This window comes from [Collinsella] massiliensis (assembly GCF_002161605.1).
Lineage (GTDB): Bacteria > Actinomycetota > Coriobacteriia > Coriobacteriales > Coriobacteriaceae > Enorma.
The window spans coordinates 1-14,539 of the sequence record NZ_NFIE01000014.1; the positions used below are offsets into that span (position 1 = coordinate 1).

At 65.9% G+C, this 14,539-nt stretch carries 12 protein-coding genes and 1 pseudogene; 2 read left to right on the forward strand and 11 right to left on the reverse strand.

Annotated features, from left to right (window positions below; all coding sequences use genetic code 11):
- Positions 1 to 131: 131 nt before the first annotated feature.
- A complete protein-coding gene (locus B5G02_RS06725; RefSeq protein ID WP_094335672.1) occupies positions 132 to 782 on the forward strand; it encodes a lactate utilization protein in 651 nt (216 codons plus the stop codon).
- A 500-nt stretch (positions 783 to 1,282) separates the two neighbouring features.
- Here the strand turns inward: B5G02_RS06725 and B5G02_RS06730 are convergent, their stop codons facing one another.
- The 8 genes from B5G02_RS06730 to B5G02_RS06765 all read right to left on the reverse strand — a co-directional run bounded on the left by B5G02_RS06730 (position 1,283) and on the right by B5G02_RS06765 (position 11,941).
- Entirely contained in the window at positions 1,283 to 2,419 is a 1,137-nt protein-coding gene (locus B5G02_RS06730; RefSeq protein WP_094335673.1) for an aldo/keto reductase, read from the reverse strand.
- Between the two features lie 22 nt (positions 2,420 to 2,441).
- Complete coding sequence (locus tag B5G02_RS06735; protein WP_094335674.1) at positions 2,442 to 3,710, reverse strand: hypothetical protein; 1,269 nt, start codon at positions 3,708 to 3,710, stop codon at positions 2,442 to 2,444.
- Between the two features lie 180 nt (positions 3,711 to 3,890).
- The gene (gene queA / locus B5G02_RS06740; RefSeq protein ID WP_094335675.1) at positions 3,891 to 5,114 is read right to left on the reverse strand and encodes a tRNA preQ1(34) S-adenosylmethionine ribosyltransferase-isomerase QueA; all 1,224 of its coding nucleotides are present in this window, start codon (positions 5,112 to 5,114) and stop codon (positions 3,891 to 3,893) included.
- A 93-nt stretch (positions 5,115 to 5,207) separates the two neighbouring features.
- Positions 5,208 to 5,867: an NAD-binding protein gene (locus tag B5G02_RS06745; protein ID WP_094335676.1), complete on the reverse strand. Its 660-nt coding sequence runs from the start codon at positions 5,865 to 5,867 to the stop codon at positions 5,208 to 5,210.
- Positions 5,868 to 5,875: 8 nt separating this feature from the next.
- A complete protein-coding gene (locus B5G02_RS06750) occupies positions 5,876 to 6,529 on the reverse strand; it encodes a potassium channel family protein (protein ID WP_094335677.1) in 654 nt (217 codons plus the stop codon).
- 35 nt (positions 6,530 to 6,564) lie between these two features.
- Positions 6,565 to 9,438, reverse strand: coding sequence for a cation-translocating P-type ATPase (locus B5G02_RS06755; protein ID WP_094335678.1), 2,874 nt, complete (start codon positions 9,436 to 9,438; stop codon positions 6,565 to 6,567).
- A 156-nt stretch (positions 9,439 to 9,594) separates the two neighbouring features.
- The gene (locus B5G02_RS06760; protein ID WP_094335679.1) at positions 9,595 to 10,335 is read right to left on the reverse strand and encodes a response regulator; all 741 of its coding nucleotides are present in this window, start codon (positions 10,333 to 10,335) and stop codon (positions 9,595 to 9,597) included.
- Entirely contained in the window at positions 10,328 to 11,941 is a 1,614-nt protein-coding gene (locus B5G02_RS06765) for a sensor histidine kinase (RefSeq protein ID WP_162609756.1), read from the reverse strand. Before B5G02_RS06765 ends, B5G02_RS06760 begins: the two co-directional genes overlap by 8 nt.
- A 343-nt stretch (positions 11,942 to 12,284) precedes the next feature.
- On the opposite strand from B5G02_RS06765, the gene B5G02_RS10250 reads away from it, so the two are divergent.
- The gene (locus B5G02_RS10250) at positions 12,285 to 12,419 is read left to right on the forward strand and encodes a hypothetical protein (RefSeq protein WP_275080507.1); all 135 of its coding nucleotides are present in this window, start codon (positions 12,285 to 12,287) and stop codon (positions 12,417 to 12,419) included.
- Positions 12,420 to 12,442: 23 nt separating this feature from the next.
- Here the strand turns inward: B5G02_RS10250 and B5G02_RS06770 are convergent, their stop codons facing one another.
- The 3 genes and pseudogenes from B5G02_RS06770 to B5G02_RS06775 form a co-directional block, all read right to left on the reverse strand.
- On the reverse strand, positions 12,443 to 12,850 hold the full coding sequence (locus tag B5G02_RS06770) for a hypothetical protein (RefSeq protein WP_241146189.1): 408 nt from the start codon (positions 12,848 to 12,850) through the stop codon (positions 12,443 to 12,445).
- Positions 12,851 to 12,947: 97 nt separating this feature from the next.
- Positions 12,948 to 13,067: pseudogene (locus B5G02_RS10210) on the reverse strand (TetR/AcrR family transcriptional regulator); the annotation flags it as partial.
- 9 nt (positions 13,068 to 13,076) lie between these two features.
- Positions 13,077 to 14,531, reverse strand: a complete 1,455-nt coding sequence (locus tag B5G02_RS06775) for an MFS transporter (protein WP_094335681.1) — start codon at positions 14,529 to 14,531, stop codon at positions 13,077 to 13,079.
- Positions 14,532 to 14,539 lie beyond the last annotated feature (8 nt).

Below are 14,539 nucleotides of genomic sequence, written 5' to 3' on the forward strand. Positions count from 1 at the left end.
CCACTCTCCCTTGCGAGGTCGCCTCGGGCGCCCCAACTGCCATGCCGGCATCCCTGCCCGCCAGATTCTGCATTGCACCAAAGCATCCGGTATCCGGCTCTCAGATGCAACGACTTAAAGATAGGAGCGCTATGGCAGAGCGGACGGAGAGCGTCCTCGCCTCACGGCAGAAGACGGCGGAGCACATCATCAAGAACCTCGCGCGGCACGGGATGGACGGCTACTATTGCGCCACGAGCGCGGAGGCGGTCGAGCTCGTGCGCTCGTGGATGGCCGCGGGCGAATCCGTGACCTGGGGTGGCAGTGAGACGTTCAAGGAGAGCGGGATGAAATCCGCGCTCGATGAGGCCGGCTGCTTCCGCATGCTCGACCGCGCGAGCGCGACGACCCCCGAGGAGCAGCGCGAGATGTGGCGCGACCGCTCGAGCGCGGACTGGTTCTTCATGAGCGCGAACGCCCTCACCCTGGACGGTGAGCTCGTGAACATCGACGGCAACAGCGACCGCCTCGCGCTGTTGCTCCACGGCCCTGCGCACGTCGTGGTGCTCGCGGGCGTGAACAAGATCGTGGCGGACGTGGAGGCGGGCTTCAAGCGCATCCGCACCGTGACGTGCCCGCTCAACGCCGAGCGCCTGCACACCGAAACCCCCTGCGAGCTCACGGGCGCCTGCTCGCTGTGCCATGCGCCGAAGTGCATGTGCTGCAACCTCGTCGTGACGCGCCATTCCCGCCATGCGGGGCGCATCCGCGTGGTGATCGTCGGGGAGGAGCTCGGCTATTAGCGTAGAGCCCCGGCACAACGCGAGGGGCGGCACCGACTCTTCGGTACCGCCCCTCGGCGAACTCAGTACTTTGGACTCACCTCAAGCCATCAAACGCACCTCGGGCTTCACTCCCTCTGGAACGAAACCCCCGTCCATAGGTGCCTTCGAGCTAGTCTGCGTCTCGTCTTCGGCTTCTCTCCGTGCTGCGACGGAAAACAATGGGTTGCCCTCTGGCAGAGACCCCAGGCGCTAAGCCTCGAATCCGCAGGCTACGAGCCCGAACGCTTGCGGTTCATCTTCTAAACCCATTGGACTCGCCTCCTTCGGTCGTCGCTTGCTCCTCTGAAGCGACCCTGTTCTGTCATTGCGTATATTCCCGTGCGTGCTCCATATATTCCAGAATTCAAGAATCGGAGCATATATGCCGCGAACGGTCGGTATGCGCCCGCGAGCGGCTCGCCGGGGACGAACCGTGGCAGCGTCCGGCATCCCCACAGCATTCCCGCAGGTAGACGCCCTTACGCTTCCGCCTCCGCGGCGAACTTCGCGAGCACCCCGGGGATGTCGATCTGCTGCGGGCACACCGCCGCGCAGCTCCCGCACCCGATGCACGCGCTCGGCCGCTTGTCCGCGTCCATGGTCTGCAGGCGCATGCGCGAGATGAAGTCGCCGTTGCCGGTGATCTGGCGCTGGTTGTAGAGCGAGAGCAGGTCGGGGATGTCGAGCCCCTGCGGACAGTGGCTCGTGCAGTAGCGGCATGCGGTGCAGGGCACGGTGCCCTGGCCGAGCATGTCGGCCACAATCTTGGCGAGCACCGCGCGGTCCTCCGCCGTGAGCGGCCGCTCCTCCTCGAAGGTGGCGATGTTCTCCTTCAGCTGCTCGAAGTTCGACATGCCGGAGAGCGTGACGCAGACCTCGGGGATGCCCTGGATGAAGCGGAACGCCCAGGCCACCGGCGTCTCGTCGGGACGCTGCGCGGTGAGCTTCGCGGCATCCGCCTTGGAGAGGTTCGCGAGCTTGCCGCCGCGCACCGGCTCCATGACCCACACGGGCAGGCCGTGCTTGGCGAGCAGCTCGACCTTACCCTTGGCGTCCTGGAACTCCCAGTCGAGGTAGTTCAGCTGGATCTGGCAGAACTCCATGTGCTCCCCGTATGCCGCGAGGAAGCGCTCCATGACGGGGATGGCGCCGTGGGCCGAGAAGCCGAGGTGCCGGATGCGCCCGGCCTCCTTCTGGGCGAGCAGGTAGGGCATGATGCCGTGCGCAGGGTTGAGGTACTCGTCGATGTTGAGCTCGCACACGTTGTGGATGAGGTAGAAGTCGAAGTAGTCCATGCCCGTGCGCTCGAGCTGCGCCTCGAAGATCTCCTCGACCTTGTCCATGTTCGCGAGGTCGTACCCCGGGAACTTCGTGGCCAGGTAGAACGAGTCGCGCGGATGCGGAGCGAGCGCGCGACCGAGAGCCGCCTCGGAGGTGCCGTTGTGGTAGCCCCAGGCGGTGTCGAAGTAGTTCACCCCGTGCTCGAGGGCGTAGGCGACCATATCGTCCGTCGCGGCCTGGTCGATCGCGCCGTCATCGCCGTCCACCACGGGCAGGCGCATCGCCCCGAACCCGAGCGCCGACAGCCTGAGCCCCTTGAAATCCTTGTACAGCATGGCCTTCCCCCTAACGGATCCCCTACCGGTTCACGAACAGCACGACCGCGACGATGATCGCGACGACCACGACGACGATGCCCGCGATCGCGCCGATGAACCGCGCGCGCGAGCCGCGCGTGCGCTCCCGCACGCTCCGCTCCACGTTCGCGAGCTGCTCGACCTCCGCCGCCTGCTGCTCCCGCTCCGCGCGGTCCGCCTCGAGCCGCGCGGCGATGGTCTCCGTGACCTCGGGGTGCGTGTGGATGTCGTTCGCCTCGTCGATGAGCGCCTGGGCGTCGCGCGCCTCGTCCTGGGCGTCCTCGGCCGCCTGCTCCTGCTCGCGCTTGGCCTTCTCCTGGGCGGCGATGCGCTCCTTCATCGCGCGCTGGCGCTCGGAGGCGGCATCGCGCGCCTCGCGGTAGGCGTTGCGCGCCTCGTCCGCGGCACCGCTCACCTCGTTGAACGAACGCTTCGCCTCGTCCATGGGCTTCTCCGCCTCGGCCACGGCACGGCGGGCGTGCTCGAGCGCCTCGGCGAGCTCGCGGGTGATGCGGGGCAGGTCGTCCTTCGCGAGCGTCAGGTCGTGCTCGGCGTCGGCGATCTCCTGGTCGAGCTCGCCCGAGCGCACGCTATAGGCCGCGGAGTTCGCCGAGGGGTTCCGCTGCACCTCCGAGCGCTCCTCGCGGAGCATGGTGAGGCGCGATTCGGCGCTCTCCACGGCCGTCTGCGCGGCGGCGACGCCGTCCTTCTGCTCGCGCTCGGCGCGCTCGAGGTTCTTCTTGGCATCGTCGAGCCGACGCTGCAGGCGCGCGCCGTTCTCGCGCGCGGACGCCTCGCGCGCCTCAGCGGCGTCGAGCGCGGCCTTCAGGCGCTTATCGGTCTGGGCGTCGGCATCCTTCATCTGCTGGAGCTCGCCCTTCAGGGCATCGATCTCTCCCTGGATGCGCTTCTGCTCGCGCACGGCGGCCGAGCCCGCCTGAACGGCCGCCTCGCGGCGCGCCGTCTGCTCCGCGACGATCTGCTCGAAGCCCGCCTCGACCTCGCGCCGGTGGGCGAGCTCCGCCTCCTCGCTCGCGATGGTGCTCTCGAGCGACTCGAGCTGGCTGCGCGCCTCGGCGTGCGCGCGGCGGGCGTTGCGCATCTCGTTCATAGCCGCGGCGCCCGAGGTGAAGAACGACCCCACCGCCTCGACGGCGGATGGCCCCTCCGCGCCGGCCGGCGCGACCTCAGTGCCCGCATCGCCCGTGGGCGGCGCGGCGTCTTCTGCATCGTACGTTTGCGGCTTCTGCTCGTTCAGATCTTCCGGCATGATCCACTCCCCCAATGCATGGGCGAACTGTTTCTCAGCTCAATGATATATGCCCGCGCGGACACGCGGGCACGCGATCGTTGATTTTTACCGAGCGGCGCGGGGCGGAAAGGCGACGCCCGGCCGGCGGCGCCCCGGCGCATCCACCCGGCCGAGAGCCGGCGGCACCCTCGGGGCGCGCTACTCGATGAGCATCGCGTCGCCGAAGCTGAAGAAGCGGTAGCGCTCCGCCACGGCCTCGGCATAGGCGTCCATGATCTGCTCGCGGGTCGCGAGGGCGGAGACGAGCATCATGAGCGTCGAGCGCGGCACGTGGAAGTTCGTGATGAGCGCATCGACCACATGGTAGGTCGAGCCGGGCATGAGATAGAGGTTCGTGGTGGCGTCCGCGCGCGCCACGATGTCGCCCGCGCGCGCCACGGCGGCGGAGTCGGGGGCATCCTCGAAGCGGCGCGCGACGACTGCGGGGTCGGATGCCGGCGCCGAGGCCTCCCAGGCGCTCTCGAGCGAGCGCACGGCCGTCGTGCCCACGGCGATCACGCGGTGGCCGCCCGCCTTCGCGGCGTGCACGGCGTCCACGACCGCCTGCGGCAGGTGGTAGCGCTCGGTGTGCATGACGTGCTCGGTGGGGTCGTCCTCCTCCACGAGGCGGAACGTGTCGATGCCAACCTCGAGCTCGACCGTCGCCCAGCCCACGCCCTTCTGCTTGATGCGCTCGATGAGCTCGGGCGTAAAGTGCAGGCCCGCCGTGGGCGCCGCAGCGGAGTGCTCCTCGCTCATGGCGTAGACGGTCTGGTACTTTTCGGGGTCGCCCTCGTAGTCGGTGATGTAGGGCGGCAGCGGCACGTGACCCGCCGCGTGGATGGCCTCGTCGAGGGTGCGCGGACGGCCGTCGGTGCCCTCCCCCTGCGGCGTGAAGCGCACGATGCGCCCGCCGCGGCTATCGGGCACGAAGTCGACGATCTCGCCCGTGAGCACCACGGGCGCGGTCTCGGGGGCGTGCGGGCCGCCCGCGCGGTACTCCACGACCGCCCCGGGCTTCAGACGCTTGCCCGGGTTCACGAGGCACTCCCACACATGCCCGAGCGGGTCGAGGTCCTCGCGGCGCGTGAGCAAAAGCGTCTCGGCCATGCCGCCCGTCTTGGCCTTGCGGCCGATGAGGCGCGCCGGCATGACGCGCGTCTCGTTCGCCACGAGCAGGTCGCCGGGCTCCAGGTAGTCGATGATGTCGTAGAAATGGCGGTGCTCGACGCTCCCGCCGTGCGCAAGCGGCACGACATCGCCCGTCGTGGCGAGCGGCTCGCCGCGGTGCAGCACGAGCAGGCGGCAGGAGTCGCGCGGCTCGGCGGGCGCCTGGGCGATGAGCTCCTCGGGAAGGTTGTAGTCAAAATCGTCGGTGCGCATGGCGACCTCGCTTTCCGTGTTCCGGCTGAATAGCTTAGCACGCTTGCCGAAACGAAACGACCCGTTCTGAAGCGAGGTAACCACGCGCTGCCTTTATGAGAAGAGACGACGGATCTCGTCGCGACCCTCCTCGCTCGTGAAGATGATCGCCTCGTCACCCGGCTCCAAGACGGTATCACCGTTCGGCACGATGAGGTTGTCCTCGTGTTCCACGGCGGTCACGATGGTCTCCGCTGGGAACGGGATGTCCTTGAGGGCGAGCCCCGCCGCGCGGGCATGCGCGCCCACCGTCACCTGCACGATGCTGTGCTCGTCACGGCCGAGCTTCATGAGCGTGTACATGTCATGCACATCCATGCCCTCAATCACGAAGCGCGCCGTGATCTCGGCCTGATTCACACCCACGTCCACACCGTTCACCGGCGTGAACATCCACGCGTTCGCCGGGTTGTTCACACGCGCCACGACGCGCGGCACCGCATATTCCATCTTCGCGAGCATCGACGTCACGAGGTTCGTCTCGTCCAATCCCGTCACGGCCGCGACGGCATCCGCGATGCGCACGCCGGCGCGCTCCAAAACCTCGGGATCCGAACCGCTCCCCTCGATAACGGAGACGTTCGGGCATATCTGACACAAGCGCTTGACGACTTCGACGCGCTGCTCGATAACCGTGACCGCGATGCCGTCGTCCGTGAGGCGGGAGGCGAGATGGGCGCCGGTCTTGCCGCCGCCGACAATGATGACCTGCATGATTCCTCCTAATCGGTGATGCCGAGCATCTGCTTGAACTTCCTGCTGGCAGAGGTCGCCACAGCGGCGTAGATGATGTCGCCGGCGGCGAGCACGGTGCCCTGCGTGGGGATGAACGTCTCGTTATCGTGCGAGACGCTCACGATCTGCACCTCGCCGAGCGCCGAAATCTCGCGTACCGTGGCGCCATCGAGCAGCGCCGGCACGTCCGCGCGAACCAGGCGCACATCACCCGAACCCACTTCGAACACGTTGTCGAGGTGGTTATAGGTAAGGAGCTCGCCGATGCGCGCGATGCCCCAAGCATTAGGTGAGACCGTCTGGATGTTCAGGCGACGGTACGTATCGGCCTTCGTAAGATCGTGCAGGCGCGCGATGACGCGGGGCACGCGGAACGTCGAGCGGGCGACGTGTGCCACCACGATGTTCGCTTCGTCGGAACGCATGCAGGAAACGAGGGCATCCGTGCGGTCGATGCCCGCGCGCAGAAGCACGTCGCGGTCGAGACCGATGCCGCACACGCGTTTGCCGGGAAACGAATCACCCAGCGCATCGAGCGCTTTCTGATCTTGGTCGACCGCCGTGACCGAGAACCCTTGCCGTGCGAGTTTCCACGCGAGCCCCGATCCGATAAAACCCATGCCTACGATGATAACGTTCATAATCTCCACCTTTCAGATGGTGCGTACCCTCAACTCTAGCGATTCGCGACGGCACGCGACCGTTCACGACGGCGCAGCCATGCCTTGCGAATCTCTTCGATGGCGATGACCACGGGCGGGATGCAGCAGAGGAAAGCATAATCCTGCCAGGCCAGCGGCGCGGTGTGGAACACACCCTGCAGCGGCGGAAACGTGGTGAGGATCACGAGCAGCACCACCTCGAACACGATGCCTATGAGGATGCGGCGATTCGAGAAGAGCCCGATCTTGAATACCGAGGTGGTTTCCGTACGGCAGTTCATGACCTGGCCGATCTGCGCGAAGATGATGCCTGCGAGCGTCATGGTCGTCGCCTGGATGTACACGGGGTCACCGTCGTCGCCCAAGCCGGCGAGCGGGATGCCCGGCCAGCCGGCGAGCATGTTCACCAGGAGATAGCCTGCCATGGCGACGATCGAGGCCATAAGTCCGTACCACAGGAAAGCCTTCACGAGCACGCGGCGATTGAGCAGGCGCTCGTTGGGATCGCGCGGGGGTTGATCCATGATGGTCTCCTCCGGCGGTTCGGTGCCCAGGCCCAGCGCCGGCAGCATGTCCGTGCCCAGATCGATGGTAAGGATTTGCATGGTTGTGAGCGGCAGCGGCACGGCGCCGCCCGAGAGCAGATAGACCGCGTTCGGCACCGCTTCGGGCGCATTGGAGTTCAAGATGTAGAGCAGGAACTTGCGGATGTTGCTGTAGACAGCGCGCCCCTCCTCGATCGCGGCGACGATCGAGGCGAAGTTGTCGTCCGTCAAGATCATATCAGCCGCCTCCTTCGCCACATCGGTGCCGGTGATGCCCATGGCGACACCGATATCGGCTTTCTTGAGCGCAGGGGCATCGTTCACGCCGTCACCCGTCACCGCCACGATCTCGCCCATCTCCTGGAGCGCCGTGACCACACGGAGCTTCTGCTCGGGCGCCATACGGGCGAAGACCACTTGTCCGGCGAGCTTCTCCTTGAGCTCTTCATCGCCCATCTTCGAAAGCTCGAAACCCGAGATGACGGATAGCCCCTCGCCCTCCACGATCTTCAGGCGCCGCGCGATGCTCGCCGCGGTGAGACCGTAGTCGCCCGTGATCATGACGATGCGGATGCCCGCGCGATGGCACTCTGCCACAGCCGCCGCGACTTCGGGGCGAGGCGGGTCCATCATGACCTCGAGCCCCACGAAGGTGAGATCGCGCTCGATATTCTCGGGCGTGTAGTCGCTCATAGCGTCGGGGATACCCGCTCCTGCGTTCGCTCCGTCGAGCGGACGGTACGCCACCGCGAGCACGCGCAGGCCGTCGGCGGCATACGTGTCGTTCGCTTTCATGATGCGCTGGCGGAGCTCCTCGGTCATGGGCTCCACCGCGCCGTGTACGCGCACATGGGTCGAGAGCCGCACGACCTCGTTCGGCGCGCCCTTCGTGAATGCGATGCGGCGCGCCCCCTCCAGCGGGTACTCAAGGGCGTGCACGGTCGTCATGCGCTTGCGGCGGCTCTCGAACGGCAGCTCCTTCACACGGGGCATGCGCGCCTCGAGCTCCGCACGATCGATGCCACCCTTCTGCGCGGACACGATGAGGCACGCCTCCGTGGGATCACCGTACACCTCGTAGCGTTTGCCCTCCTCTTCCGGCTCGGCGAGACGCGCGTTGCCACAGAGCAACCCGCCTTCGAGCAGGAGCTCGAGGTCGGCGTCGTCCACAGCGCGCCAGCTGCGTCCCTCGCCCTCGATCTGGCCATCGGGCGCGTACCCCACGCCGGAGATTTCGTATTCGCGCGTCGCCGTCCACAAATGGTTCACGGTCATCTCGTTCTGCGTGAGCGTACCGGTCTTATCCGTGCAAATCACGCTCGTGGAGCCGAGCGCCTCCACGGAATCGAGCTTCTTCACCAGGGCGTTTCGGCGGCTCATGCGCTGCACCGCCATAGCGAGCGAAAGCGTCACCGTGGGCAGCAGGCCTTCGGGAATGAATGCCACCACCATGCCGAGCGCGAAGATGAACGACGACGCGAACGGCTCGTGCACCACGAACAGGGACAGGCAGAAGAACGCGATACCCATGCACATGGCAAAGATCGTGACCTGTTTCGTGAGGCGGTTGAGCTGGCGCGTGAGCGGGCTCTCCGCCGCCTGCATGTTCTGCGTGAGGCTCGCGATCTTGCCGAATTCCGTGTCCATGCCGATGCGGAACACCACGGCGCGCCCGTTGCCTTCGGACACACTTGTGCCGGCAAAGACGAGGTTGGGGATCTCCGCGGCGGAGAGCCCCTCTTCGAGCACCGCGTCAGCGGTCTTGCGCGACGGGGTGGATTCGCCGTTCAGTGTGGATTGATTCACCTGCAAGTCCGAGCTCGCGATGACGCGCGCATCCGCGGAGATCTTGTCGCCCTCGGCAAGGAGCATGATATCGCCCGGCACGAGGTCTTCGGCCAGAATCTTCTGCTCCTGGCCATCGCGAATCACCGTGGCGTAGGCCGGCAGCATCTTCTTGAGCGCCTCGGTCGCCTGGCTCGCGCGCGCTTCCTGCCAGAAGCTGAACACGCCGTTGATGATGTTCACGAGCCACACCGCGACGCCGAGCTCCGGGAGTCCCGCGACGAACGCGATGGCGCCCGCGACCCACAAAAGCACCGCCATGAGGTGCGTGAAGTTCGCGAGAAACGCGATGACGGGCGACTTCTTCTTCTCGCTTTGGATGACATTCTTCCCGAAGCGCCCCTGGCGTACGGCCGCCTCACCCGAGGCGAGTCCCGCGCGAGCCGTCCCAAGTTGGCCGAACACGCCGTCGATGGACGCCTTGCGGATGGCATCGAGCGCACCCGGATCCGTTGCGGCGACGGATGCCGGGACGCCGGAGCCCGAACTGCTTCCCATGAAACCTCTCCTTCCCTGATCGCGGGATGCCGACAGCACCTCCGCGATTGCGGAAGCATCTTAGTCACGCGAAAAAGCGGCTTCAAGGGGTTTTGCCATATCTTTGTGGCATCTTAATGCCCTGGCTCGCAGGGGGTGCCCGGAGCGCCGGAGGCGCTAGAGGCGTTGCATTCGATAGCCAACGCCCACATGCGTTTGGATGAGCTTCGGTTGCGACGGGTCGCGCTCGATCTTCTTCCGAAGCGTCGCCATGAAGACGCGCAGGCTCGCGATGTCGGAGTCCCACGACGTGCCCCATATCTCATGCGTGAGATAGGTGTGGGTGAGCACCTTTCCCACGTTTTTGCACATGAGCACGAGCAGTTTGTACTCGATGGGCGTGAGGTGCAGCTCTTCACCGTTGAGATACGCGCATCCCGCCGCATAGTCCACGCGCAAAGGGCCGTTCTCGAACACGCTCTCGCCCGGGTCGTCGCCGAGCGACATGCGAGCGCGCCGCTGCCAGGCGCGCACGCGAGCGAGAAGCTCTTCCACGGAAAACGGCTTCGTGAGATAGTCGTCCGCTCCCGTATCGAGCGCTTCAATCTTGTCCGCCTCCTCGATGCGCGCCGAAATCACGATGATCGGCACGTTCGACCATGAGCGTATCTTCTTGATGACGGCGATGCCATCCATATCCGGAAGGCCCAGATCGAGCAAAATAAGATCTGGGCCATGCGACGCGGCCTCGAGAACCGCCGCCTCGCCTGTGGCGGCGGCTTCCACATGGTAGCTATGCATAGCAAGGGCCGTCGTGATAAGACGGCGCACCGCCGCATCGTCCTCCACCACGAGAACGGAGAGCGTCCTCGTGCCGTCCGCACCGGCCGATGCCGCCGATTTCGATTCCCTATCCATGAATCGCAACCTCCTCTGCGGGAAGCGTGAACGAAAAGACGGCGCCATGGGGCACGTTATCGTGCACCTCGATAGCGCCGCCGTGCGCCTCGACGATGGAACGGCAGAGCGCGAGTCCCAAGCCGAAGCTACGCTGCGCATCTGCCGGCCGCTCTGCCTTCGAGCCGGAATAGAAACGATCGAACACATGCGGCTTGTCGTCGTCTGCCACGCCCGGCCCATCGTCTGCAACCGTCACGCGCACAAACGCCCCCTCACGCCGTGCGTACAGCCGGATGGTCGAACCCACCGGGGTGTACTTGATGGCGTTGCCCACGAGGTTCGTGAGCACCTGGATGATGAGGCTCGCATCAATGCGCACGAGGAGGATCTCCTCTGCGGGCTCGATGACGATACGGTGCTCGCCCGCCTGGTTCGCGAGATGCGATACAGCGGCCTCGAAGATGTCATCGATGAGCTCGGAGCTCAAGGTGAGCTTGACGGTGCCCTCATCGAAATGAGTGATGGTGAGCAGGTTCTCGACCATATCGATGAGCCAAAGCGAGTCATGGTACACGTCGTCCAGAAGCGCGCGACGCTGCTCGGGCGCGAGGCGGCCGGAGTCATCGCGTAGAATCGCCGCCGCGCCCGAGATCGCCGTGAGCGGCGTGCGAAGGTCATGGCCGAGCGAGCGTAACAGGTTCGCGCGGAGCTGCTCGTTGCGCGCGAGCACAGCGGCCTCTTCCCGCTCGTGCGCCTCCCGTTCTCGAGCGAGCTCGAGCGCGCACTCGCCGATGATCGAACGGGCGATGGAAAGCTCGAACGAGTCGACTCCGCGCTCGGCGGCGCGAATGCACACCACGCCGAACACCTCGTCGTGCGTGCGCACGGGCAGAAACAGGCCGTCTCCCATGGAAAGGGCAGCAATTTCCGAAGCTTCTACGCTTGCGGGCGGCGCGGAGGCGGGCGCGGCCGCAGCCGAAGCAGCGCCCTTCGAGCGCTCGGCAGAGCGGAGCGCGCGCAATGCGTCCACGCGGGCAGCCTCGGCAGCTGCGACCCGCATCGCCTCATCGTCCCCGTTGCCCACCAGCGGCGCGCCAAGACCGTCGCCTTCGGCAGGATAGAACGCCACCAACCCGTCAAGAAGCTTCGAAAGCTGGCTCAAAGCTATTCGCGCGATGCTTTCGGGATCATCCGCTTGCTGAAGCAGCTGGTTCGTCTCAAGGAGCACGCTCGTGCGATACGCCGTCCGCCGCGCCTCGCGGGCGTTTCGCGCGATATGGTTCGTGAGCTCCGAGGCAACGATGGCGGCGACGAACATGATGCCGAACGTGACGAGGTAGCTCGTGTCGAGCGACTCGAGCGAAAAGCGCGGCACGACGAAGTAGAAATTGTAGAGAACCACCGAGAGCGCAGACGAAAGCAGCGTGTACATGCGTCCCGATGTGGCCGTAGCGGTGAGCAGCGTCGATAAGATGTAAAGCGAGATGATGCTCGAATCGGTAAAACCCAGCTCGTGAAAGCCGAGACCGACCGCGGTCGACGACGCCAGGAGCACGCACATGACACCGATATGTGCCGCCGCTCGCCCTTCGCGTCGCGGCGCCCGCACGTTCGCCTCACCCATCTGCCGCCTTCCTTCGCGTTCTTCCTCAGTATAGCGCGGCAACGCGAGCGCAACGCATTCGTTCTTCATAGGTAATGCGCTGTCTACCTGCATCTTTATGACATTTTAATATCCAGGCGCCCGAGCTTAACGCCACCTTTACCACTCGCGTGCTGTACTGGATTCGACAGCAGGGACATATCCGTGAAGCCCCTATGGCGCCTGTATGTCGCTGCCGAGGAATCTTGGATTCACGTGCATATCGCCTGTTTCAGATGATTCATGCGGGGAAGAATCCGAGTTTCCGGCATAGGTTCTGCGGGCGTCGAACACCTCGAACCCGCCATGGGAAGGAGACCATGTCATGCACGCGATAACCCCGATCGCCCTCGCCGGGCTGCTCCTCGGTGCCGGATGCGCCGCGCTCTTCGGCTACTGTGCGTACGTGTTCGCAAGCGTCAGCCTCCGAATGCCGCGCAGCAAGCGTCGCAAGGGCTAACGAGGCGCGACCCCGCGCCGGCCTTATGCGCCACGCAGCCTGCACCCCGAACGCTGGCGGGCAGCGGCCCCACCCGAGAACCCGTCCCGAATCCAAGGGCTGGCGGCTAAACCAGAGCTGCCGAACAGCTCGTCCAATATATCGTCGATCAGGGCGTCTACGGTGCGCTCCAACGCCCCAGTGCGCAGAAGGCCGCGATTGAGCAGGACGAGCGCGAGCGTGGACTGCAGGTTCTGCACGGCGGCGATATCCACCCCAGGCCGTGCGTCGGCAACCTCATCCACGATCCAGCGCACGAGCGCGCCGTCGGAAGCAGGGTCGAGCGTCCGCTCGTTGGGCAGGTTCCGCACGAGATGGCGGTACTCCTCTGACGTCGCGATCCGGAAGATGTTTCGTTCCAACCGCCAAAGAAGCTCGAGCCATGAGCGCATCCATCACGCGCTGGCGGTTTTCCGTGAGCATCGCGTAGATGAAGTCGTCCTTTGAATCGAAGAAGTTATAGAACGTGCCCTTGGCGATACCCACAACCGCCGTAACCCGCTCCACGCGCAGAGAGCGAATACCGCCCTCGACGAGCTGCTCCCAGCCCGCCTCGATTATGCGACGGTATAGCTCGTCTCGATTCTGCTGAGTAAAGATAGCAGGCATGGTTCTCGCCTACCGCGCTGACGAGCGAGCCCGCCGCTCGCGGTAGCCGAGCCATTCGCGCACGAGCGCCAAGACCACGCTTGCGCCCACGATGAGGGCGAGCACGTGGAAGGCCAGGTGCATGCCGTCCATGAAGACGTCCGGCCTGCCCGCGACGTAACTCGTCACGGGGTAGCCGATCGAGCTCGACATGCCGCCGTAGAGCAGGGCCGAGCCCGCCGTGATGCCGACCGCCTGCCCCAGGTAGCGCATGAGGTTGCCGAGCGACCCCACGAAGCCGAGCGAGCCTTCCGGCGCGTGCCCCATGACCATGGAGTTGTTCGGCGCCTGGAAGATCGCGCTGCCGAGCGAGGTGAACATGATGCAGGGGATGAGCACGAAAAGCGACGTGTCGAGCGCCACGAACCCCATGATGGCAAGGCCGCAGGTGTAGATGACCTGCCCCACGAGCGTGGGCTTCTCGCACCCCACCTTGTCCGAGACCGCGCCCGAGATGGGACCCACGATGGAGTTCACGAGCGGGTAGCACGCCATGATGAGCCCGGCCGCCCCGGCGCCGATGCCGCGCGCCTCCTGCAGGTAGTACGGGAAGATGAAGGTGTAGGCGGACATGGCGAGGAAAACGAGGGCCATGTTCACGAGGTCGATCACGAAGCGCACGTCCCGGAAGACCCCGAGCGTCACGAGCGGCGAGGTCGCGTGGTTCTCGACCACCACGAACGCGGCGAGCAGCGCCGCGCCGCCCGCGAGCATGCCGACGGTGAGCGGGGTGACGCCGCGCTCCATAAGCGTGATGGCGAAGAAGATGGCGAGGATGGCCGGGATGAGGAGCGCGGTGCCGAGGGCGTCGAACGACGGACGGCGCGCGGGGCGGTGGTTGCGGAGCACCTTGAGGCCGACGGCGAACGAGATGACGCCGATGGGCAGGTTGATGATGAAGATGAACTCCCACGGAAGCGACGCCACGATGAGGCCGCCGAGCGTGGGGCCGCACATGGCGCCGAGCGCGGTGAAGGTGGCCACGAGCCCGAGCGCGCGGCCGCGGCTCGTGGGGAAGGTCTCGGTGATGATGCCCTGGTTGTTGGCGAGCGACGCGGCGCCGCCGAGCGACTGGACGGCGCGGGCGACGACGAGCATCCCGAACGTGCCGGAGAGCGCGCAGAGCGCCGAGCCCGCGGTGAAGAGCGCCACGCCCACCTGGAAGATGCGCACCTTGCCGTACATATCGCCCAAGCGACCGAACACGAGAAGCGCCGCGCAGGTCACGATGCTGTAGATGCTCGCGACCCACTGGATGGACGCCATGTCCACCCCGAGCTCCTGCTGCATGGAGGGCAGCGCGACGTTCACGATCGTGCCGTCGAGGATCTCCATGAACGTCATCGCGAGGATGACCACGAGCGCCGCCGCCGTATGCCCGCGCGACGCGCCGGCCGTCGCGCGGCGCCCCATCTCGTCCCCCATCTCAACCA

Bases quoted from the DNA above. Each gene is read 5' to 3' on its own strand.
- B5G02_RS06725 (WP_094335672.1), top strand. From the start codon at position 132: ATGGCAGAGCGGACGGAGAGCGTCCTCGCCTCACGGCAGAAGACGGCG.
- B5G02_RS06730 (WP_094335673.1), bottom strand. From the start codon at position 2,419: ATGCTGTACAAGGATTTCAAGGGGCTCAGGCTGTCGGCGCTCGGGTTC.
- B5G02_RS06735 (WP_094335674.1), bottom strand. From the start codon at position 3,710: ATGCCGGAAGATCTGAACGAGCAGAAGCCGCAAACGTACGATGCAGAA.
- queA (WP_094335675.1), bottom strand. From the start codon at position 5,114: ATGCGCACCGACGATTTTGACTACAACCTTCCCGAGGAGCTCATCGCC.
- B5G02_RS06745 (WP_094335676.1), bottom strand. From the start codon at position 5,867: ATGCAGGTCATCATTGTCGGCGGCGGCAAGACCGGCGCCCATCTCGCC.
- B5G02_RS06750 (WP_094335677.1), bottom strand. From the start codon at position 6,529: ATGAACGTTATCATCGTAGGCATGGGTTTTATCGGATCGGGGCTCGCG.
- B5G02_RS06755 (WP_094335678.1), bottom strand. From the start codon at position 9,438: ATGGGAAGCAGTTCGGGCTCCGGCGTCCCGGCATCCGTCGCCGCAACG.
- B5G02_RS06760 (WP_094335679.1), bottom strand. From the start codon at position 10,335: ATGGATAGGGAATCGAAATCGGCGGCATCGGCCGGTGCGGACGGCACG.
- B5G02_RS06765 (WP_162609756.1), bottom strand. From the start codon at position 11,941: ATGGGTGAGGCGAACGTGCGGGCGCCGCGACGCGAAGGGCGAGCGGCG.
- B5G02_RS10250 (WP_275080507.1), top strand. From the start codon at position 12,285: ATGCACGCGATAACCCCGATCGCCCTCGCCGGGCTGCTCCTCGGTGCC.
- B5G02_RS06770 (WP_241146189.1), bottom strand. From the start codon at position 12,850: ATGCGCTCATGGCTCGAGCTTCTTTGGCGGTTGGAACGAAACATCTTC.
- B5G02_RS06775 (WP_094335681.1), bottom strand. From the start codon at position 14,531: ATGGGGGACGAGATGGGGCGCCGCGCGACGGCCGGCGCGTCGCGCGGG.